Here is a 20,251-nt window from a genome sequence, read left to right as displayed (position 1 = left end):
CAGTTGGCCGATCGCCAAGCCCACAAAGACCATCGTCACTACCAACTGATTGTCATTGTCGCGCTGGACGCCTAGATCGGCGCCGATCTGGGCCAACGCCGGCAGCATCACATCAATCGACATCGCCACCAGCGAGGTCATCAGCGCCATCATTGCCACAAATTCGCCCGTGCGCGGGCCGGATTGGCTAGATTCGGTTGCCATAGATACCTGTGCAGTGTAAAGAGGTACGGCAGTGATGCGAGGCTGTGGAATACTCCTTCATTATCGCTGCTTTCATGATTTCTGACAAGTCCATTATTAGATGCGTATAGAAATAGGGCGGAATGAATGCCGCCCTTCATGCAGTGCGCGCGGCACCTCGTAGGGCGGCATTTGTTCCGCTCCATCAACCACCTCGCATGCCCCGCCCCCACGACGGCTAGGCGTGTTCCCCCTCACCCTTACCCTCTCCCCCGCGGAGCGAGGGGGGAAGGGGGGACTCGCCATGCGTTCATCTACCGGGCCATAGCCGAGCCGCACGGTCGTGCGGCTCTACGGTTATGCGATACGTTCTATTCTCGCGCCCAGCGGCTAACCTTACTCGGCAAGGTTGTTCAGCAACTCAGTCAACACTAGCCGGGTATGGCGCAGTGGAGTCGGATCGGTGCGCAACCGGCGCAGATCGGCGATGGTGTCAATGTCGTACCACGGATCGATGAGTGCCGTGCGCAGGCCTAGTTGCTCGGCGATGGCGAGGGTATCACGCAACACGGTAGGGGTGCTCATAGGTACGCCGGTGAACAAGGCCGGGGCGGGCCGGCGTAACCCTACCAAATAGTAACCGCCATCTTCCGCCGGCCCCAATACTAGGTCAGCGCCGCTAGCTAGCGCCGTGACGGCCTGCGCGATATGGGCTGGCGGCAAGCTGGGACTGTCGCTGCCGATCACCAAAACTGCCGGCACACCTTCACCCAACACAGCATTGGTCACGGCGGCCAGCCGCTCGCCAAGATCAACGCCGGTTTGCGGACGGCGAGCGATATCAGGGGCCAGTGCCGCAAAATAATCAGCGGCCTCAGCCGGCGCATAAGCAATCAGCGGCTGCATACCGGGTACGGTGCGCAATAACTCGACCAGATCGCGTAGGAACGCGGCATAGAGCGCCGCTGCCTGCGCCGGGGTTAATGGCGGGCAAAGGCGCGTCTTGACCCGGCCCGCTTCAGGGCGGCGAGCCATCATCACGAGGACGGGAGGCGCGCTCACGGCGCGCTGATCGTCCCTGTTCAGGTGGAACCGGCGGCGGCGGTGCATGCGTAACAATGAGCAGCAGTGCGAATTTCGCGGTTAGCAATATCGGACAGCGTCACATCCAAAATCGTTTGCGGCAACGCTATATCAAGCATCTGGTTAAAGTCACAGTCATAAAGTCGGCCATCCCATCCGACTGAGAGCGTCGTGCGGCACATCAAGCCAGCCACCGTCGCCGGATTGAACGACTGCACCAGCAACTGGATATAGTCGTCGAGTTGGCCGCTCTCGTGCAGGTAGGCCAGATAGCGGCTAATCGGCACATTGGTGAGCGTGTAGAGGCGGTTAAAAACAATGCCGTAGCGCTCGGCTAATTCAGAACGCCAGCGCACTTCAAGAGTCGCTTGGGGTTCGGGAAGATGGGGCCCGGTCGGATTAGCAATCAGGTTGAGCAGCAACCCACTACCGGCTTGGCCATAGCCCAACGCATTCAATTCGCGCAGAGTGGCGATTGACAGAGCAAAGACGCCATCACCGCGTTGGCCATCGGTGCCGGCGGGATCGGGGGCCGGCAATGAGGCGATGATCTCAACCTGCTGTTCGGCGAAAAAGCGGGGCAAGTAGCGATAGTTAGGCAATTGGGCAATTGTCAAATTGCAGCGATCGATCACGTGACACCCTAGCGCGCGCGCTCGCCGGACAATCTCGGCAAACGCGGGATGCAGCTCCGGCGCGCCGCCGGTAATATCGAGCACCGGAATCTGCCAGCGCGCGAGCAGATCAAGACAAGCGGCGACCACATCCGGCGGCATTATCTCGGTGCGATCGGGGCCGGCATCGACGTGGCAATGGCGGCAGGTTTGGTTACAGCGCCGCCCGACATTGATCTGCAACACTTCAACCCGCGATCCGGCGCGCAACGGCCCTACCCTATGCGCGGCCAACGTTTCCGCGAACGGCGGTGCCGGCACTGCGGCCAGCATCTGCTGCTGGGCCAGCGGATCGGCCAACGGGTGACTTTGCCGGCGTAAGGTTGGAATGAGGCGGATAGCTGCCATACTCGTTTTCCTTCGGATATTGGTAGTATAGCACGTTGGATGATTGGTTTGGCAACAAGTAGCTATGGGTTTGCAATAGTATGAGGTTGACTGGCGCAAAACCGGTAGCACTATGAGGAGATTGAAGAGATTGCAATAGTATGGGGTCTAACACTGGCGGGTGTGGCCCATAGCAATCTCAGGGGATAGCTGAGGAGGTTGGTTTCGCCCTCGCGGGGGATTGTTTCGCCGCCTGCGGCGGCTCGCAATGACACGAGGAGAGCGACGGCGTGCAAGGATAGACTGTAAGAGGCGGTTACCTCCGACCGATGACGGTAATTCTTGCGAGCAACGGTATTGCGCAATCCACACTCAGTAATGAAGCGGCAAGCGGTATTTGAAGATATGGCAATTGCACAATGGAACGTCGTACCCATCACTGGTGCAGCAATCGCGTTGATTGCATAGGATACAGGTCAGTTAGGGCCGGAATAGCACGCAAGCTTCGTTGATAGTATTGCTCATTGCGCTCGATGCCAATCGCCGGATAACCTACAGCTAATGCAGCCGCAATCGTAGAGCCAGAACTCATACATGGGTCGAGAATCACTTCTGTGCCGCGTGGAAGAGCAGCATATACTATCTGGCGCAAAAAGGATTGCGGCTTCAGACGAGGATGATCGGCAAGCACCCGTTCACGCTGCGGCGTGCGCTCGCTCTCAATAACATTGGCAAATGGTGTGCCATCAGGATATCGACGGAGACCAACTGTTTGGCAGGCTCCGACGGTCATGCTGGGGGTAACGGCTTGCGAAATAATCCCCCCGGCTCATAACACCCACGCGGCAATGAACCGACATTGGCGAACTCTGCTTCGGCATGTTTTGGCCGATCACCGCCGCGCAACGTGCGCACCAACCGGATCATCTGGCCGCGAAATTCAAATCCGGCCTCACTCAGGGCAGTGAATACCAATTGCGCAAGTAACGAATTTGTAGCAAGAAAGAAATGGCCGCCGGGTTGTAGAAGCCTAAGCGCGAGTTGCCCCCTCGGTAAAATAGGCGACAAGGTGCCGGCAATCATCTGCGGTTATCGCGGTAAACCGAGACAGCGGTGCTCGTGTACGACCATCGAATGCAGGCGGGATGCGTCAAATCCCACCTTGACCTCGTTCTCGTTTTGCTCATTGATCGGGTTCAAATTCGCGCACCCCATACGGTGGATCGGTCACAATGGCATGAATCCGTTAGGCAGACACCGTTCGCATCCACGTAAAGCAATCAGCGTGATAGACAATTGCACTACCAATATGGGCATGCTCAATATGGTGGCTATGCTCGTACAGGTCTGAATCGATCATCGCCGGCAGCTCCGGTAGGCACGCGCTATGGATAATGCTCTAGCTATAAAGACAGAACATTTGTTTGTCAACTCGACTGAAATACAGTTTGCTTCAGGCATTGCACAGACATCAGCAATCAACCACGCTAACCATTGCTCGTGGTGTGTGATATGAAAGAGGCACACGCTCAGTCCCCTCTTCACCCTGTGCCACGCACAAAAATATTCGGCCATGGGCGGAAGCGAGTAAAGAAGAGTTCTCGCCGTTCTTGGCCGCTAGCATCGATGACGATACGATAGATCGAGATATCGCGTCCGTTACGGGCAACGTCAGTTTGGCGCAACGTGCCGCGCGGCAAGGAGGGGTCATCAACATAGACCGGCTGGCTCGGCGCGCGCACTTCGTTGGCGATAATCGGCCCTTCGAGACGCACCTCGCGGTTGGGGCGGGTACCGTATAGTTGCACCACCAACACCTGCGCCTGTTCATCGATGCTAGTTTGCATTAATAACCAATAGCCGGTGTCATTGACGAATTTCAAGTCTTGTATGCCGGTGAAGATAGCGGCGTCTAGCCCTTGGCCATCGCCGTTGGGGCCAAGGCCAAACCGGTCGTACCAACTGATGTAGAACGAGTGAGCGTGCCGTTCGGTGATCGGCAAGCCAGCCCAGAAGGCGGCGCGGAAGACGGTGGTGCTGACTTGGCAGACGCCACCACCCCATTCGAGTTGGGTGCGGTTGCCGATAATGGCGTACCCCTCAACAAAGCCATTTTCAGCGTTCACCTCACCCAATTGGCGGTTGAACGAGAACTCTTCGCCGGGAGCGATGAGGACGCCGTTCATGCGGGCAGCACCGGCGCGAATGTTGGTGATGCGGTACGGCGCTGAGCCAACAAAGCTGCTGCGCCCTTCGGCAACCAATTCGACGATGCCAAGGTTATCGAGGTTGGCAGCCGTGATCTGAGGATCGATCCGGTCAACCGGCAAGACGAGCGTGCGGGTGATCGGTGAAGGTTGCATCAGCAGCTCACCGAGAGCAGTAACGGCCTCGGCCTGCCGCAAACGGCGACCCGGCTGGCCCTCAGCGACGATCCGTACCCGGCCATCACTGAAGCGCAGGCGTGGTTCGGCGGTGCCGGTATCAATGCTCTGCGCCAAACCCTCGACAGCGCGAGCAAGCCGATCAGGATCGGGTTGAATAACGAACTGGCCGTCAACTGGCTTCACCTGCAACAGCTCGGCCAAGCGCTCAGGCGACCACACGATCCGCTGATCTTCGACAACTAGCTCGATCGGGCTGCGCAGTAACTGCACCGCCAGCTGTTGGGCCACCACTAGATCGGTATCGTCGATCAGCGGGGCAAGCTGGCGCGTGCGAATTGGCACTATCTGCGGGCGAAGTTGTTGGACGGCGAGCAACACATCGTTGGCGGTGGCATCGATCAATAGTTGCGTACCGGGCTGACTAGGCTGACCGATTACACGAGCATCGGCCAGACTAAGCACAGCGTCGGTCGGTGCCTGCTCGATCTGCGACGCAATGCCGAGCAAGTAATGCTGGGTTTGGCTCAGATCAACCGCTAACCGTGGCCGCAGATCAATCCCTTCGCGCCAGAGCAACCACAGATCGCGAACGCGCGTGAAGGGGTCGCCGCTGCGGCCCAAGGCGAAGGCATCATTCACCAATCGCTCGATGGCAAATGTTACCCCCAACTCGGTAAGCGTTGGCTGCCAGACTCGATCGCGGAAAGTAAGCGTCACCGGTTGTTGTTCAAAGGTGCGATAGCGCTGACGCAACTCGATCATCAGATCAGCCCGGCTACGCCCGCCGAGCGGCTCGCCGTTGAGCGACACGCCGGGCAAGATGGTATTGGGATAGGCCAGATCAACCGCATAGACTGCACCCACTGGCGCAGCTACCAACAAGAACAAGACAAACGCCAGCCACACCCATGCCGGCGCGCGCTGTCGCCGTCGGCGCAGAGGGCGGCGCGGTCGCGGCCGTTGCGGCTCTTCGGGCGGCGGTTCGTCTCTGGGCAGCAACTCACGTTGCGCTACCCGCCGGCGGTAGATCGGGCCGTATTCTTGATAGTAGCGATTACTAGGCATAGCGATGCAGCGAACCTGTCATAGACCCTTTCGCATTGTACAAAACCTCGCTGGTTACGACAAGTTGACAATTTGGGCAGGTTGTTGTATATTCTCAGCGGGCCTCTAGCTCAATTGGCAGAGCAGTTGACTCTTAATCAATCGGTTGTGGGTTCGAGTCCCACGGGGCCCACCACTACTACACCGGCTAATGCCGGTGTTTTTGTTTGGCCCACCTACCGTCGCTCTAGCCACCTTACCGCAGCCGCGAACAGTGGGTCGTCGGGCGCTAACAGTGCAGCCCGACGTATATCGTCGCCAAACGCCGGATCGGTCGGATCAGCGAGAAATCGACCCCATGCTCTGACGAAATGGATTTCGGCCCGATCGGGCATAACGGCTAACGCTTGTTCAGAGGAATCAAGTAAATACATACTCAATTCCATCTCCCATCCCTCGGCCACGGTACCGACGATCAGCGGCGACTCGGTGCGAAAGATCGCATCTGGCGAATAAGCACGCATCTGGGCAACCGCGCCGGCGTAATCACCATAAAAGACGTGATTAAGCAGCGGATAGGCGCTGGTCGCAACAGCCTCGCGCTGGGCATCGTGGATCATCTGAATGAGCAGTTGATTCCAGTGCAATGAACCGGCCGTGGTAGGTGGATCGGCGTCACCAGCCTGTACCACTGCCGCGTTGATCGCTGCCAGCGCATCGGGCCATAGATCGGCCTGCGCAAAGGTGACCGCCTGCCGATTGAGGTCGGCAAACGGCGCAGCTTGATCGGCAGTGGTCAGGTGGCTGATTGCAACCTCACCGAGTGATGTACCCTGCCATGTATAGACTTGATACGAAGGATAGTACACGCCGCAGGCGTAGCAGAAAATGTACGGCTCTGAGCGGTCAAGCACCACCTCGTTCAAACCATCGCCGTTTAGGTCTTCGACGTGGCCAACGCCGGGGTGAGACGAAAACGCAACCACGGCAAGCTGTAGGGTATCACCGTCGAACCGAAACAGGTGATAACTGCCGCTATGCGCACCTAATCCGCCTTCGATTTGAAGCCAAATCTGACCGGGAGCAATCTTAACTTGTTGCACATCGCCGATATAATCCGGTTCGGCATCGGCCGTACTTAGGGCTACTCGATCAAGTTCTTGCCACCGACCGGCTTGGTTAGCGTAGATCGCAACCACATGCGACGGTACCGGATTAAGGTCAACATTGCGCATCCCGGTGCTATACACCACCCAAAGCTGGCGACCATCAGTGGTCTGCAAGGGCTGGGCGGCTATCGTATCGAAGGCATTGGCCGGCAACGATGCTTGCATGGCGGCAAACACCTCGCTCAGCGGGGTGGTGGTAGGTTCGGTTGCAGTTGTCGTTGGTGGAAGATCGTACCGCTCGCCGGGTCGGCATTCGCCACGGTAGAAAGCCCATTCTTCGCAGCGTGTACCGTCAGGAAAGTTACAGAATCCGATCTGGTCACCGTTGGCAGTAGCTTCAATTTCAAGCCGGCCACCCTGTACGATGCAGTAGGTTGAGGCAGGATTGTCGAGTCCTACAATAGAAGCTGAGGGTGACGTTGGGGTTGGCTGGGTAATGGGAATAGTTGGTTGGCTCTGCCCGTCTGAACTCCCGCTAGCGTTGGTGGATTGCCTTGGTGTTGGCTTAGTGGTGGGTGAGCTAGAGGATTCTGGCGAAGACTGGCCGCACCCGGCAATGAGGAGACCTAATACCAACACAACGACGAAGCTCCAGTGGCTGCGCCCCTGACCCAAACGAACAAGGGTGAACATCGTAAATCCTTACGCTGAGCAACGGTTGTACGACAAACAGCGACGTGCCGACTACATTGGCGCCGGTAATTCCGCTGTGTAGGGTTCAGCGAGTGAGGCAGAGGGCATAACGTTCGCTACTCGCTATTATAACGCAAGGAATAAGGTTGAACATTTAAAATCTCAAAATTGGTCAAAACATCTTGATCATCCACCTGAGAAGTGATATATTCGTAGTGCTATTTCCAAGTAAGAACATTTATAAAATCTCAAACTCAATCCCTCCTCTACCGATTCCGCTTCATCTCCGCTTGTAAAGCCATCGCTCACCACCTAAATTATCCCCGTCCAACCTCGCATCGTCGCCACCGTCAACTTCCAACCCCACAGGAGGTTCTATGACACAGCTCCAATTCAAAACTTCGTGGCTCCTGCTGCCACTGCTGATCACGTTCTTGCTAGCCGGCTGCGCCACACCGCCACCCCTCGTTGAACCACCATCTATCACTCCCGCTCCCCAAGTCAACCAATCTACCGACAATCCAACGCGACCGCCGACCGTCAGCGCAGCAGCCACACCAACTCGCTCAGCGCCAAACAACTTCGCCGCCGCTCGCGGCGACTATCTGATCAATCAGCGTACACGCAACCCAAAGATCGACTTTGACGCGATTATCTACCGCGTGTCCCTGACCGAGAGCGCACTGGTGGTTCGGTTTGGCATGCAGAACATGAGCAACGACTCGCGTTACCTTTCTGCCAGCTTCAAGAGCACCGAACTCCGCCTTGTTGATAGTGCCGGGAATGAGTATCGTCCTTTAGCAGTCAGTGACAACATCGAACGGTTCAGTCTCAAGGATGGGTATTTGCCCGGCCAAGCCAACATTGGTGAAGTAACGTTCCCGCTGCCAACCGCAGGTGGGCCATTTGAGCTGCACGTACCCACGTTTGAGCCCCTGATCTTCACGCTCGATCAGCGAGTTACACCAAATACGCTCAACGTACCTAGCGGTGAATACCCGCTCGATGTGGTATTGTACAGCAGCCAATCTGCATTAAGTCGGCTCGATTTACGCCTTGAGCGCGTCACCGTGACTGCCGATGAAATCAGCTTCGCGATCGCGTTCGTTAATACCGGCCGGCGACCGATCGGTCTTGGCAGCGGCCTCAGCGGCAACGATAGTCGGGTATTCGATGCTGAAGGGGTAGTGTATGCACCTCTGCGGATGAGTGAGCAGTTTCGTACTGCCATTATCCCATCTGATGGCTTGCTGCCGGGAAAAAGTTACCGTGGCGAGATCGTCTTCCCACGGCCGCAGGATATCGATCAACTCCGCTTTTTCTACCCATTCTACAGCGCAGCCACGCTTTCCTTTAACGAGCAAGGGTTCGTTCGGGCGACGGTCACCTCAGCGAGCGGCGGCCCACCACCGCCAACTACGACGCCAACCAGTGCAGAATTGGCACTGCAAACTCTCGAAGCGGTGTTGAACCGGCAAGCGCAGGCGCTGATGACAAGCGATCTGGCCGGCTACCTTAGCACCTTTGCCCCAGAATTACAGCCAGAGCAAGAGCGCATCTTTCAGCGAAGCCAGCAACTACCCATCGCAGAGTACCGACTTGTTTTGTCCCCTAACACAATCCTGCTAGAATCAGCGTGGGAGCGTGGTACCCAAGATAGAATGACGGTCTGGCTATCTTACCACTGGCGCGGCATGCCGGACAATGTTTTTCAGCATGAGCTGCGTTACTGGTTCACCAAACAAGCAGACCGTTGGATCGTCAGCCGGTATGAGCTTGATCAACCATCGCTCTTCTGGTGGACTGATGATGTACAGCTCAGCGAGACCGATCACTTTCTCATCATCCATCGTCCGGCAATGGCCGATCAGATTGATGAGATCGCGGCTGAATGTGAACAGGTGTACACCGAGTTGCAAGCTGCCGGTTTTTCTCTTGATCAGAAATACATCCTCTTCGTCCCCATTGATCAAGAGGACTTCCGCGCCCAAACTGGGCAGGGTGCGCGTACCCTTGGTGTTGCCTACTGGAGCTACAATCTCACCGACGAGTATATTCAGTCACAGGGCCGGGCGTTTTACCTCAATGGCGCAAGCTTAACCGAGTACGCTAACGTTGACAATTCGTTTGGCCGGAAAGCAACGATTAAGCATGAAATGGTACATTTGGTGCTCGCCCGCGAGACCATGCCGTTCACGCCGGTTTGGTTGATTGAGGGCACGGCTATGTACTTTGCCGACCAATACCGGCCTGAGCTACGCCGATATCTTATTCAGGAAGGCCAACCAGACCAGATCGATCTCACAAAACTCACCGCTGCCGATCAACTTGGTCAGTTCGATATGCTTGGTAAGAGCGTCGGGCCAGAATATCTCTTTTCTGCTGAAACAGTCCAGTATCTGATCGACACCTACGGGATCGAGCGGTTTTGGGAGTTCTATCGCTCGTTTACCACAATACCGACCGAACGTCTCCAGCAGGCGATTCCCCTTTTCACCGTGTTGGGTAGCGGGTTAGGGCCTTTCCGCAACGAGGTTACTCCCGAAATGCTCAATGCGGTGTACGGGTTGAGTTTGGTTGAACTAGAGGCCGCCGTGAAAGCAAATCTACAGCAGTAACATCGGATCGGCTATAATACCCCCAATTTGACGCCAGCAGACTGTCGGCGTCATTGGTAGCGGGAAGGTATGGCCGACATCATTGAACTCGACATTGACGGCATTGCGCAGGGTGGCGACGGCGTAGGCCGGTTAGACGAACTCGTTGTTTTTGTCAGTAGCGCCTTGCCGGGGGAGCGGGTACGCGCCCTCATCCGAGAGCGGCATACCCGCTTTCTGCGAGCAACCGTCAGTGACGTACTTCGTGCGTCACCTGATCGAGTAGCGCCGTTAGTCAATCCCGGCGATCATGTGCCATGGCAGCACATTGCTTATCCGGCGCAGGTGCGTTACAAGCAGACAATCATCGCCGAGCAGATCGCCAAATTTCTACCGACCGTTGATCTCCCCGTCCAGCCGGTGATTACCGCACCACACCCGTGGGGATACCGCAACAGCGCCCGTCTGCATGCGAATGGCGCCGCGCTCGGTTACCACGCCATCGGCACAAAGACAGTGCTTGATGTGGTTGACGACCCACTGTTGTTACCAGCCTTGCGCGCGGCACTAGCCGGACTACGTCAACTGCCCTTCGCCGGTCTCATCAACGAGGTACACTTGCGGGCCAGCGCGACGTATGGCTATGCCGCCGCCCGGCTTGATCCCGCCCCCGACGCCGATCGCAATGCTCTGGTCCGGTTGGCTGCGACGTGGATGGCCGCCACGCCGGTGTTAGCGGGTGTCACGCTCGGCGACGAACCGCTCATAGGGGCTGATGCCATCTATGATGAATTAGGCGGGGTGGTCTTTCGGCTCAGCCTCAGTAGCTTCTTTCAAGTCAATCACGCGCAGGCCGAGCGCATGATCGAGGTGGTGCGCGCAGCGTTAGCGCCGCACGGCGGACGCTTGCTTGACGCCTACAGCGGCGTGGGCAGTTTTGCCTTACCATTGGCCGCCGCCTATGACGAAGTGGTGGCGGTGGAAGCGCACCAACCCGCAGTAGCCGATGGTCGCCAGAGCGCCGCCGATAATCAGATGAAAAATGTGCGATTTATTGCTGGTACTGCCGAACGAGTGGTAGGACGCCTGCCCGGCCCCTTCCATGCCGCGATTCTTGATCCACCGCGACGCGGGTGCCATCCGGCGCTGATCGAGGCAGTGATTGCCCATGCCCCGGAACGAATCGTCTATATTTCGTGCCACCCCGGACTAATAGGACGCGATCTTGCCCCTTTGTTAGCGGCAGGCTATCATCTCACGCTGGTGCAGCCAATTGATCTCTTTCCGCAAACCCCGCATGTCGAGACGATCCTTGTGCTTTGTCGATAGACTCTCTTCGATCGTCATACGTAGATCAAGTTAACCAAACGTTATTAAGACGAAATGATCAACTTATTTTAACCAAAAAAAGATCATAAATTCATTTAACGCTCTTGCAAATCACCATTTAATCTTTAACAAATGTCACGTGTAATATGTTTACAATAGACATTTCATCATAATTTAGAAGACACAAGAGACACCGCACTCATAGCCGGCCAAAAGCGAACCATTTGCACCGCATCACCCAATCACGTATCATTGACCATCCACACTCAATCCAAGAAGCAATATGTGTTATACTATAGCCAAGTTTGATAGGTGGAAGTATATTTTCAACAAAAAATGCCGTGAATCAACTCACTGCTAAAATCTGTTTGCTCGGAGAATTCTCCGTTGGCAAAACGAGCCTCATCCGTCGCTTTGTCGAAGGCATTTTTGACGAACGATACCTAAGCACGCTTGGCGTTAAGATTAGCCGCCATTCGCTCAAGCTAAACCACATCGATATAAACCTCATCATTTGGGATACGACCGGCGGCGAGCGCTTCAACCAGATCGTGCAGAATTACTATCGCGGCGCGGCAGGTGCCTTGCTCGTCTGTGATCTGACTCGGCCTGACACCTTACCGGTGCTTAGTGAGTATGCCGAGGCATTTCACCGGGCTAGTCCACACACACCATTGGTCATCGCAGCGAATAAAGCCGACCTCACCGAGCAACGACGAATCGCCGATGACGACATTGCCGCTGTGGCGACGAATTTATCAGCCGATTGGCTCTGCACCAGCGCGCGTACCGGCGCTGGCGTGAACGAGGCGTTTCAGGTACTAGGACGGCAGATTGTGCAGCAGAAAGGGCGCGTATGACAAACGATGTATCGGGAATTAGCAACTCGGAGGAAGCCGAAGAGCTTGAACGGGTACGCCAAATTATTCTCGGAACTAGCACGCGCCAACCACGACAGGCGGAAGTTGATCGCCTGCGCGACATCATCTTTGGCCCGCAGATGGAAGAGTATGCGCGTGCATTCAGTGACATCCGCCGCCAGATTGAACATCTTAATGACGATGTCCGCCAACTGCAAGACCGGCTCGGCGAGGTTGAAAAAGCGATGCTGCGCCGGTTTGATGCGCTTGATGTCGAGACACGCCGGCTGAATGACGAGCTGCGGCGTGAGATTGAGCGGGCCCGGGCGCGTGAGTCAATCTTGCAGCAGGTTTCGGCGCAAGTGCGCCAGCACGAAGCAGCGCTCAACGGCTTGGGCGACGGCGTGAGCGAACTACGGCGGGTACAGAATCATCACGATCTTGAGATCCGCACGAACCGCGCTGGTCTCGCCGAGACGCGCGATCTGCTCGAACAGCGTGCCCAAGCGTTACGCCGCGAGCTACGCAGCGCCGAAGATGCGTTGCGCACTGAGTTGCGCCGAATCGCTGACCGGCTCGATAATCAGAAGACTGACCGTAAGGCACTAGCCAGTATGCTGATCGAAATAGCGACTCGGCTAGAAACCGGGAGCACCGTGGCCGGTTTGTTGGATGGTCTCACCTCGGCAAAGGATGAATGATAGGCACGTATGGCGAGCGAACCGCAGACCAGCCGCGAGATCGAAGAGCTGCGGCGTGTGTTGCTGAAACCGGAGGCGCTGGTCGATAAGATCAGCCCGGTGATCGCAGATATCTTAGCTGAGCATATTCAAACCTCACGCGAGGATATTGCCCGTGCAATTGCGCCAGCAATCGGCGAGGCTATCCGACAACAGGTGTACAAAGCCCGCGAAGATATCATTGACGCCCTCTATCCGGTCATCGGGGCAATGATCGCACGCGCAGCGACAGAAGCGATCCGCGATCTTGCTGCTCAGATCGACACTCGCATTCGGACTGGCCCAATGCTCATGCTCGATCCCGGCTATTGGCGTGCGCGTGCGCAAGGTGTGTCGGCGGGTGAATATGCACTACGCAGTCAATTACCCTTTTCGGTACAAGAAGTTTTTCTGATCCAGCGTGACTCTGGGTTACTCATTTGCCACGTCGCAGCCTCCGGCACTCCCGCAACTGACCGCGATTTGGTAAGTGGGATGCTGACGGCGATTCGCGATTTTGCCCGTGATGCCCTCGGCGATAGCGATGAACTCGGCGCGATTAGCTACGAGGCGCGCCAGATTGTCATTGCCAGCGGCAGCGCTGCGTATCTAGCCGCAGTCATCACCGGTATCGAGCCGCGTGGCTTTCGTGAACAGTTGCGCCAAACATTGGTCGCTATTCATGAAGGCCGCTACGACCGACTCCGTGCTTTTGCCGGCGATGATGATGCGTTGGTAACAGAAGCTGAAGCGATCATTCGTCAACAGATTCCGCTGGCGACGACCCAGTCAGCGCGCACGAAACAGACTCCTTCGTTCTTGCAGCGCACAATCATCGCTCTGTTGCTCTTGATTGCACTGTCACCGATCTTCTTCTGCGGCTGGTGGGTGATGAGCGTGGAAGCGCGAATGGCAGCCTTGTTTGCGCCAACGGCAACACCGACAGCAACTCCGATGCCGACGGCAACCCCGACACCGACAGCAACCCCAACGGCTACCCCGACGCCAACGGCTACCCCAACCACCACGCCGACACCAACGGCTACCCCAACCGCCACGCCAACGCCAACCATCACGCCGACGCCGACGGCTACGCCTATTCCATACGATGGCGTAATGACTGGGAATGTCTATCTCTACAGCTTCCCCGATGAAGCTAGCGAGCGCAGCCCGATCGTTGCACCGCGCAATGCGCCGGTCGTGGTCTTGGCTCAATACGGTGATTGGTACCAAGTTCGGGTTGACGTGCTGATCGATCAGCGTCCCATTCAATTAATCGGTTGGGTACCATCACGGTGGGTAGGTTTGGTGCGTCCGATCCCGCCAGCACTCGTAACCCCATTCCCACGACCTTAAGAGGAGTATGCTGTGCTATGCATGTGACAGTTGAACAACAGGTGCTCATCGAGACCGGCAGCGCCTACCTGATCGTTGATCCTGATCTGCGTGTCCAGCACGCTGGTGGCTTATTAGCGCTGGTTGGCGGCGAACCACCGATCGGCGTTCACCTGATCGAGCTGTTGCCAGAATTGTTCGGCAACGAGCAGGCGTTGGCCGAGATTCTCAGCGGAGATCGCGACCGGCTGAGCCTACCGTTGATCAACCGTCAACTGCCCGATGGTTCGGTGCTCTATCTCGATCTGTTGACCGTGCCGCACGTTGATGATCGCGGCAACCTTATCGGTCTGATTCAAATCATTACCGATACGACGCACCGCAGCCTTTCCGAGCAACTCCTTGCCCAGCGCCGCAACGAATTGCAATTGCTCAAAGATCGCATCCAGCGCCAGAATGTCGAGCTGGCCCGCATCAACGCCGGCTTGCTGCGCGTCACCAAGCTGAAAGACGAATTTCTGGCCAGTATGAGCCACGAGGTACGCACGCCATTGACCGCCATTCTTGGCTTAGTGGATGTGCTGCGTGCGCAATTGGTTGGCCCGCTCAGCGAAGAACAATTGAACGCGATCAATGGCATTAAGCAGGGCGGCCAGCATCTGCTGTCGTTGATTAACGATTATCTCGATATTGCCAAAATCGAAGCCGGACGGCTCGAATTGGATATTGGCCCCGTCTCGGTGCAAGATATCTGCTATTCGCTGCGCCCGATGGTGGCAGATATGGCCCGGCGGGCCAACCTCGAACTGATCTATGATCTGGACCCCTCGGTGCAAGTGATCTTGGCCGATGCGCGCCGCTTACGCCAAATTTTGATCAATCTGCTTTCAAATGCAATTAAGTTTACCCCCGCTGGCGGTAAAGTCGGCCTTGAGGTGCGCGGCGAGCCTGAACGCGGTGCGGTACGGTTCACGGTTTGGGATACCGGGATTGGCATTACCGCTGAAGATGCCACCCGCCTGTTTGAGCCGTTCCAACAGATCGAGAGTGAGCGACAGAAAGAGGTAACCGGCAGCGGTCTTGGTTTGGCGCTGGTCTCGAAGCTAACCCGCTTGCATGGTGGGAGTGTGAGTCTTGAGAGTGAAGTGGGCGTCGGTAGTCGCTTCCATATCTCGCTGCCGTGGGAACCGGATGAACAGCAACGCTTACTCGACTGGTTCGCCGACGAGCGACAGAAGGAACACGACGCGGATATGCCGGCCGATCTGCCACGCGCGTCACCACTTGCTGGCGACCGACCACTGCTGATGGTTGAAGACGATGTCGCCACCGCTACGCTCTTTGCTCAGTACTTGACGCGCTGCGGCTACCGAGTGGTGCATGTCGAGTCGGGCGAAGAGGCGCTTGCCTATGTGCAGGGTGAAATGCCTTGTTTAGTTTTGCTTGATGTCCGTATGCGCACAATGGATGGGATTGAAGTAATGCAACATTTGCGTAGCGATGTAATGACCCGTCATTTACCGATTCTGGTGTTGACGGCGTTGGCAATGCCGGGTGACCGCGAGCGTTGTCTGGCCGCCGGCGCTGATGATTATCTGGCGAAACCGGTGCGGCTCCGCCAACTAGCCGAGCGGATTGGGGCGCTGCTTGAACAGAAGGGGTAAGCCCTGTCTCGCTCGCTAGCGCGGGAGATGGGGAGAAGGGGGGGAGAAAGTAGAAAGAATACTTCCTCCCACCTCTGCATTCTCAAATCCCTTTACGTCTTTGCGCCCTTTGCGTCTTTGCGTTAACCAGTATGCTCCAACCGCACGAACTGCGTCTAGCCAGCGAGATATTACCCTTCTTGCGCGATCCAACCACGCCAATTGCGCGTGATTTTATCGCGCAGGCAAGCCTCGTGCGCCTGCCGGCAGGCGCAACCATCTTCGCTGAAGGCGATGAATGCAGTGCCTTCGCCGTGCTGGCCGACGGACAAGTCCGCGTCTTTAAAATTGGCGAAACGGGGCGTGAAATCACGCTCTACCGCTTTGGCCGTGGTGAGAGCTGCATCCTTACCACAAGTTGTGTGCTCAGCCAGCGCAACTTTCCGGCAATTGCCACCGTTGAGCGAGATGCAACCGCCTTTATTATCGATCAGGCAACCTTTCGTGACTGGATCGATCGCTACAGCCCGTGGCGCGACTACGTGTTTCAACTCCTCTCGTACCGACTGGCAACGGTCATGGCGATTGTCGATGAGATCGCCTTTCGCCGCGTCGATGTACGACTCGCCGAGTTCTTGCTTAAGCACGCCCAAGGTGACCCACCAACCATTAGCGCCACCCATCAGCAGATCGCTACCGAGTTGGGTACCTCACGCGAAGTGGTGAGCCGAATTTTGGCCGACTTCAACGATAATGGCTTGATTAGGAGCAGTCGTGGCCAGATCATCGTGCGCGATAGCGAGGGCCTACGCCGATATCGAGGCGTTGCACTGTGATAGGGCTGCTGGTAGTAAAGCTCGTGGCACATAAACGTGCGCGTTGCCAAGAGTACGGCTGCAATATGTTCACACGGAGGTGATTGGTAAAACGTGCTAGAGCATCACGCCCAGCGAATGATTAATAGATAACGTGATCATGGCTCATCTCCAACGAAAACTTTATCGATTTTAACGTAATACTCGCCATCTATCCGGCAATACCGTTGAAACCGTAATCCAACTGGCGACATCGCATGGTTCACCAATGAAAGAAGTAGCGAATGCGACGACCGGCCATCATCACCTTTCTGATTATGGCTGCCGTCTTCTTCGGCGGCGCACTCGGCGGCTTTGCCCTGACGACCATCCTCATACCTGAACCACACGTGCTGAGGTGGTTTAGTCTCGGCGCTTTGCCAATCGCCTTCATCGCGGGTTCCTTTCTCTGGCTGAGCATCGCCTTTGGTCGCGGTCTTGTTCACATCCTTAAGCGGCGCAAACGCCCCACCTTTGCCGGTGATCGCGCCATCCCGCCGGGCACGACCGCCTTTATCGTCACCTCCACCGGCATCATGACGCTGTTTGGGTCGTTGGTGGCCATTACCCCGAACCGGCTCGGATTCTTGCCTACCTTCACGCTGTTCACCGTGGTAGGCGTCGGATACGGCCTGCTCTGCCGCGTCTTGGCCCGCAACGGGTACTTGCCAGTGTACGATTTGGAAGGGGAGTAATGGGGAAGAGGGAGGCGAGCAAAGAGGTGAAGAATAGTAGCCATTGTAATGAGTGTCCATATACTTCTTGACAAGGATTTTCTGGGTAGACTAGAATATGCTCAATTGCGCTTTACCAATCAATGGAATGAGCGGTTTACCCATCCGAGCACATCGCAATCGATCGAACATGGACATGTTCCAAATCATTGTGAGTGAATTCACACGAACACATCGCACACAACCATGGACTTCCTCGACGCTGCGTATCACATCTTACAATCAGCCGGTGAGCCGCTGCACTACAGTGAAATAACCCGGCGTGCCCTCGATCTTGGTATCCTCAAAACAAATGGACAGACGCCAGAAGCAACAATGGGGTCGCGGCTCTACGTTGATACGAAGTCGCCCGATTCACGTTTTCAGAGAGTTGGTCGTGGCACGTTTGCTTTAGCCGCACCCGTTCAACATCCGGTTGTCCGTCAGATTGATGAACTAAATCAAACGGTGCGCGACCAATTGCACCAACGCTTACAAACGATGCCGCCCGATCGCTTCGAGGCGCTGATTGGCGAGTTGCTCATTGCCTTGGGATTTGCCGAAGATACTATCAACGTCACGCGTTACCAAAAAGATGGTGGGATCGATGTGCGTGGCGTGCTCAAGGTCGGCGCTATTGCTGAAGTCAAAGTGGCGGTGCAGGTCAAGCGGTGGAAGCAAAATGTACAGGCACCTATCGTACAGGCATTGCGCGGTGCGTTGGCGGCCGGAGAGCAAGGTGTTATCATCACCACCAGCGATTTCACGGCTGACGCAAAACGTGAAGCCCAAGCGCCAGCTAGAACGCGAATTAGCCTAGTGAATGGCGAGCAGTTGATCGATTTATTCCAGCACCAGCTCGGAGTGAAAACTGAGACGTACACAACGTTGTCGCTTGATGAGGAATGGTGGGATGCGATTGCAAATCTTAACAGTCAACCATTGTCACCGTTGCCTAACAGTCAACCCTCGTCACCTTCGCCCCAATCACTACCATTCAGACAGCCACGCGGCAGTGTCGCCAGCAAGTTAATCGAAGCGGCTGAGCGTGCTATCCGCGAGGGCCGCATTAACACCCAAACGAAGATTGCCACTGGACACACCCGCTATCTCGTCAACCACGAGCCACGCCACAAAAATGGCCGTGATTTCTTTGCTCCAGTCCGGTTGTCCAATGGCCTCTACCTCGAAACGCATACCAGTAACAAGCAGGCTGATGATCAAGTTCGGTTGCTGAACACATGGCCTGCCAACCGGAATAGATGGTAACGTCGGTGGATAGAGCTACCATCGACGAGAGTCACTGTGATGTTGGCAGCAGTCATAGTTGAAGTGCGATGTCTGCTGTTGTGCCAACCACAGAGGGGATCGTAACCCTTACGTCACCGCCGGGCGATGATCGCGATACTTAAGATAGCGCTGCTCGGTCACGGCTTGCGCCATGCGCTCAACGGCGGTGTGAATGTCGCGGAAGCTGGTGTACAGCGGAGCAATCCCAAGCCGAATGTTGTCGGGAGCACGAAAGTCAGGTAAAACGCCCAGCTCATTAATCAGCGCCAAATCAATACCCAACCCCTCCGGGTGGCCAAGCGAGATGTGCGATCCGCGTCGGGACGGATCACGCGGTGAGTTGAGCGTATAGCCGAGTGGGGCAAGCCACTGCTGCCATAGCCCAATCAGATACTCGGTCTGGGTAATCGACTTCGCCCGTAATCGTTCGATCCCCGCCGCCAGCACCAAATCGACGCCCGGCTCGATCAGCGCCAGCGACACCACTGGCGGCGTGCCGGTGAGAAACCGGCGCAGGCCGGGGGCCGGTTCGTAATCGAGATCGAAATTAAACAGGTTGCGTTGCCCCATCCAGCCGGCAATTGGGTTAACCAGTTGTTCTTGCAAATCACGCCGAATATAGAGAAACGCCGGCGCACCCGGCCCACCGTTAAGGTATTTGTAGCAACAGCCAATCGCCATATCGACATTGCTCTCATTGAGGTTGATCGGTACCGCACCCACCGAATGGCTCAAATCCCACAGCACCAATGCCCCCACCGCATGAGCCGCGGCAGTCAGGGCCTGCATGTCGTAGAGAAAGCCGCTCTTGAAGGTGACGTGCGAGAGGGTGAGCAAAGCAGTGTTGCGATTAAGCAAGCCAAGGATCGTCTCGACCGGGCCGTGGATGCCGTCACTCGAATAGGCCATCGCGATTTCATACTGCCCGCCAAGCAGATCGGCTACTCCCTGCAAGATGTAGAGATCAGAGGGAAAATTGAGGTCGTCGCTAATCATTCGCTCACGGCCGGGGCGAGCACGCAAAGCAGCGATCACCAGTTTGAACAGGTTTACCGACGTGCTATCGGCGATGATCACTTCATCAGGTTCAGCGCCGATCAGGCGCGCAATCTTCGCCCCGATCCGCTCCGGCAGATCAAACCATCCCTCATTCCAACCGCGAATCAGGCGTGTACCCCATTGACGGCGTACTAAATCGGCGGCTAGATCCACCGTCGCTCGCGGCAACCGCCCAAGCGAATTGCCATCGAGGTAGATCAGGTCAGGTTCATCGTTGACAAACGCCTGCCGCAACCCGGCCAGATCATCAGCAGCGTCAAGCTGATCGGCGTAGGCGGCATCGAGTGGGACGGTCATCGTCGTTCCTTTCTGGAGAGACCAAGATACGCAGGAGCTTCCGGTACTTCCCATT

General features: G+C 56.4%; 16 protein-coding genes, 1 tRNA gene and 1 pseudogene. 10 read left to right on the top strand and 8 right to left on the bottom strand.

Features of this window, described 5'->3' with window-relative positions:
- The 6 genes and pseudogenes from Q1A00_RS17215 to Q1A00_RS17190 all read right to left on the bottom strand — a co-directional run.
- Nucleotides 1–204: pseudogene (locus Q1A00_RS17215) on the bottom strand (Bcr/CflA family drug resistance efflux transporter); the annotation flags it as partial.
- 375 nt (nt 205–579) lie between these two features.
- Nucleotides 580–1,245: a TIGR04282 family arsenosugar biosynthesis glycosyltransferase gene (locus Q1A00_RS17210; protein WP_299758028.1), complete on the bottom strand. Its 666-nt coding sequence runs from the start codon at nt 1,243–1,245 to the stop codon at nt 580–582.
- 20 nt (nt 1,246–1,265) lie between these two features.
- Nucleotides 1,266–2,288 carry an arsenosugar biosynthesis radical SAM (seleno)protein ArsS gene (gene arsS, locus Q1A00_RS17205; RefSeq protein ID WP_298490146.1) on the bottom strand — a complete coding sequence of 341 codons (1,023 nt, stop codon included), beginning with the start codon at nt 2,286–2,288 and terminating at the stop codon, nt 1,266–1,268.
- Between the two features lie 415 nt (nt 2,289–2,703).
- Nucleotides 2,704–3,060 carry a DNA methyltransferase gene (locus Q1A00_RS17200; RefSeq protein ID WP_298402891.1) on the bottom strand — a complete coding sequence of 119 codons (357 nt, stop codon included), beginning with the start codon at nt 3,058–3,060 and terminating at the stop codon, nt 2,704–2,706.
- Entirely contained in the window at nt 3,057–3,242 is a 186-nt protein-coding gene (locus Q1A00_RS17195) for a hypothetical protein (RefSeq protein ID WP_299644647.1), read from the bottom strand. The genes Q1A00_RS17200 and Q1A00_RS17195 overlap by 4 nt, the downstream gene beginning before the upstream one ends.
- Before the next feature lie 566 nt (nt 3,243–3,808).
- Nucleotides 3,809–5,719, bottom strand: coding sequence for a VanW family protein (locus Q1A00_RS17190; protein WP_298402889.1), 1,911 nt, complete (start codon nt 5,717–5,719; stop codon nt 3,809–3,811).
- A 99-nt stretch (nt 5,720–5,818) separates the two neighbouring features.
- On the opposite strand from Q1A00_RS17190, the gene Q1A00_RS17185 reads away from it, so the two are divergent.
- Nucleotides 5,819–5,894 (top strand) — tRNA-Lys (locus Q1A00_RS17185).
- Nucleotides 5,895–5,934: 40 nt separating this feature from the next.
- Here Q1A00_RS17185 and Q1A00_RS17180 read toward each other — a convergent pair.
- Nucleotides 5,935–7,500, bottom strand: coding sequence for a DUF333 domain-containing protein (locus Q1A00_RS17180; RefSeq protein ID WP_299758023.1), 1,566 nt, complete (start codon nt 7,498–7,500; stop codon nt 5,935–5,937).
- 377 nt (nt 7,501–7,877) lie between these two features.
- Between Q1A00_RS17180 and Q1A00_RS17175 the strand changes: the two genes are divergently transcribed.
- From Q1A00_RS17175 to Q1A00_RS17135, 9 genes are all read left to right on the top strand, one after another.
- A complete protein-coding gene (locus tag Q1A00_RS17175) occupies nt 7,878–10,118 on the top strand; it encodes a hypothetical protein (protein ID WP_298402885.1) in 2,241 nt (746 codons plus the stop codon).
- Between the two features lie 69 nt (nt 10,119–10,187).
- Nucleotides 10,188–11,426 carry a class I SAM-dependent RNA methyltransferase gene (locus Q1A00_RS17170; RefSeq protein WP_298402883.1) on the top strand — a complete coding sequence of 413 codons (1,239 nt, stop codon included), beginning with the start codon at nt 10,188–10,190 and terminating at the stop codon, nt 11,424–11,426.
- Between the two features lie 341 nt (nt 11,427–11,767).
- Complete coding sequence (locus Q1A00_RS17165) at nt 11,768–12,286, top strand: Rab family GTPase (protein ID WP_298402880.1); 519 nt, start codon at nt 11,768–11,770, stop codon at nt 12,284–12,286.
- Entirely contained in the window at nt 12,283–12,987 is a 705-nt protein-coding gene (locus Q1A00_RS17160) for a hypothetical protein (RefSeq protein WP_298402878.1), read from the top strand. The genes Q1A00_RS17165 and Q1A00_RS17160 overlap by 4 nt, the downstream gene beginning before the upstream one ends.
- Nucleotides 12,988–12,996: 9 nt before the next feature.
- Entirely contained in the window at nt 12,997–14,361 is a 1,365-nt protein-coding gene (locus tag Q1A00_RS17155) for an SH3 domain-containing protein (RefSeq protein ID WP_298490150.1), read from the top strand.
- A gap of 17 nt (nt 14,362–14,378) precedes the next feature.
- Nucleotides 14,379–16,004 carry an ATP-binding protein gene (locus tag Q1A00_RS17150; protein WP_299758018.1) on the top strand — a complete coding sequence of 542 codons (1,626 nt, stop codon included), beginning with the start codon at nt 14,379–14,381 and terminating at the stop codon, nt 16,002–16,004.
- Between the two features lie 131 nt (nt 16,005–16,135).
- Nucleotides 16,136–16,819, top strand: coding sequence for a Crp/Fnr family transcriptional regulator (locus tag Q1A00_RS17145; RefSeq protein ID WP_298490152.1), 684 nt, complete (start codon nt 16,136–16,138; stop codon nt 16,817–16,819).
- A 263-nt stretch (nt 16,820–17,082) separates the two neighbouring features.
- On the top strand, nt 17,083–17,532 hold the full coding sequence (locus Q1A00_RS17140) for a hypothetical protein (protein ID WP_298402874.1): 450 nt from the start codon (nt 17,083–17,085) through the stop codon (nt 17,530–17,532).
- A 225-nt stretch (nt 17,533–17,757) separates the two neighbouring features.
- Complete coding sequence (locus Q1A00_RS17135; RefSeq protein ID WP_299758014.1) at nt 17,758–18,819, top strand: restriction endonuclease; 1,062 nt, start codon at nt 17,758–17,760, stop codon at nt 18,817–18,819.
- Between the two features lie 108 nt (nt 18,820–18,927).
- On the opposite strand, the gene kynU is transcribed toward Q1A00_RS17135, so the two are convergent.
- A complete protein-coding gene (gene kynU / locus Q1A00_RS17130; RefSeq protein WP_299758011.1) occupies nt 18,928–20,196 on the bottom strand; it encodes a kynureninase in 1,269 nt (422 codons plus the stop codon).
- Nucleotides 20,197–20,251 lie beyond the last annotated feature (55 nt).

It is taken from the genome of uncultured Chloroflexus sp. (genome assembly GCF_938091255.1).
In the GTDB taxonomy this organism is placed as follows: domain Bacteria; phylum Chloroflexota; class Chloroflexia; order Chloroflexales; family Chloroflexaceae; genus Chloroflexus.
The sequence above is the reverse complement of the archived record's forward strand: the minus strand, read 5'-3'. Positions and strand labels throughout refer to the sequence as shown.

Excerpts from the sequence above, each read along its gene's own strand:
- arsS (WP_298490146.1), bottom strand. The coding sequence starts at position 2,288 with ATGGCAGCTATCCGCCTCATTCCAACCTTACGCCGGCAAAGTCACCCG.
- Q1A00_RS17200 (WP_298402891.1), bottom strand. The coding sequence starts at position 3,060 with ATGACCGTCGGAGCCTGCCAAACAGTTGGTCTCCGTCGATATCCTGAT.
- Q1A00_RS17190 (WP_298402889.1), bottom strand. The coding sequence starts at position 5,719 with ATGCCTAGTAATCGCTACTATCAAGAATACGGCCCGATCTACCGCCGG.
- Q1A00_RS17180 (WP_299758023.1), bottom strand. The coding sequence starts at position 7,500 with ATGTTCACCCTTGTTCGTTTGGGTCAGGGGCGCAGCCACTGGAGCTTC.
- Q1A00_RS17175 (WP_298402885.1), top strand. The coding sequence starts at position 7,878 with ATGACACAGCTCCAATTCAAAACTTCGTGGCTCCTGCTGCCACTGCTG.
- Q1A00_RS17170 (WP_298402883.1), top strand. The coding sequence starts at position 10,188 with ATGGCCGACATCATTGAACTCGACATTGACGGCATTGCGCAGGGTGGC.
- Q1A00_RS17160 (WP_298402878.1), top strand. The coding sequence starts at position 12,283 with ATGACAAACGATGTATCGGGAATTAGCAACTCGGAGGAAGCCGAAGAG.
- Q1A00_RS17155 (WP_298490150.1), top strand. The coding sequence starts at position 12,997 with ATGGCGAGCGAACCGCAGACCAGCCGCGAGATCGAAGAGCTGCGGCGT.
- Q1A00_RS17150 (WP_299758018.1), top strand. The coding sequence starts at position 14,379 with ATGCATGTGACAGTTGAACAACAGGTGCTCATCGAGACCGGCAGCGCC.
- Q1A00_RS17145 (WP_298490152.1), top strand. The coding sequence starts at position 16,136 with ATGCTCCAACCGCACGAACTGCGTCTAGCCAGCGAGATATTACCCTTC.
- Q1A00_RS17140 (WP_298402874.1), top strand. The coding sequence starts at position 17,083 with ATGCGACGACCGGCCATCATCACCTTTCTGATTATGGCTGCCGTCTTC.
- Q1A00_RS17135 (WP_299758014.1), top strand. The coding sequence starts at position 17,758 with ATGGACTTCCTCGACGCTGCGTATCACATCTTACAATCAGCCGGTGAG.
- kynU (WP_299758011.1), bottom strand. The coding sequence starts at position 20,196 with ATGACCGTCCCACTCGATGCCGCCTACGCCGATCAGCTTGACGCTGCT.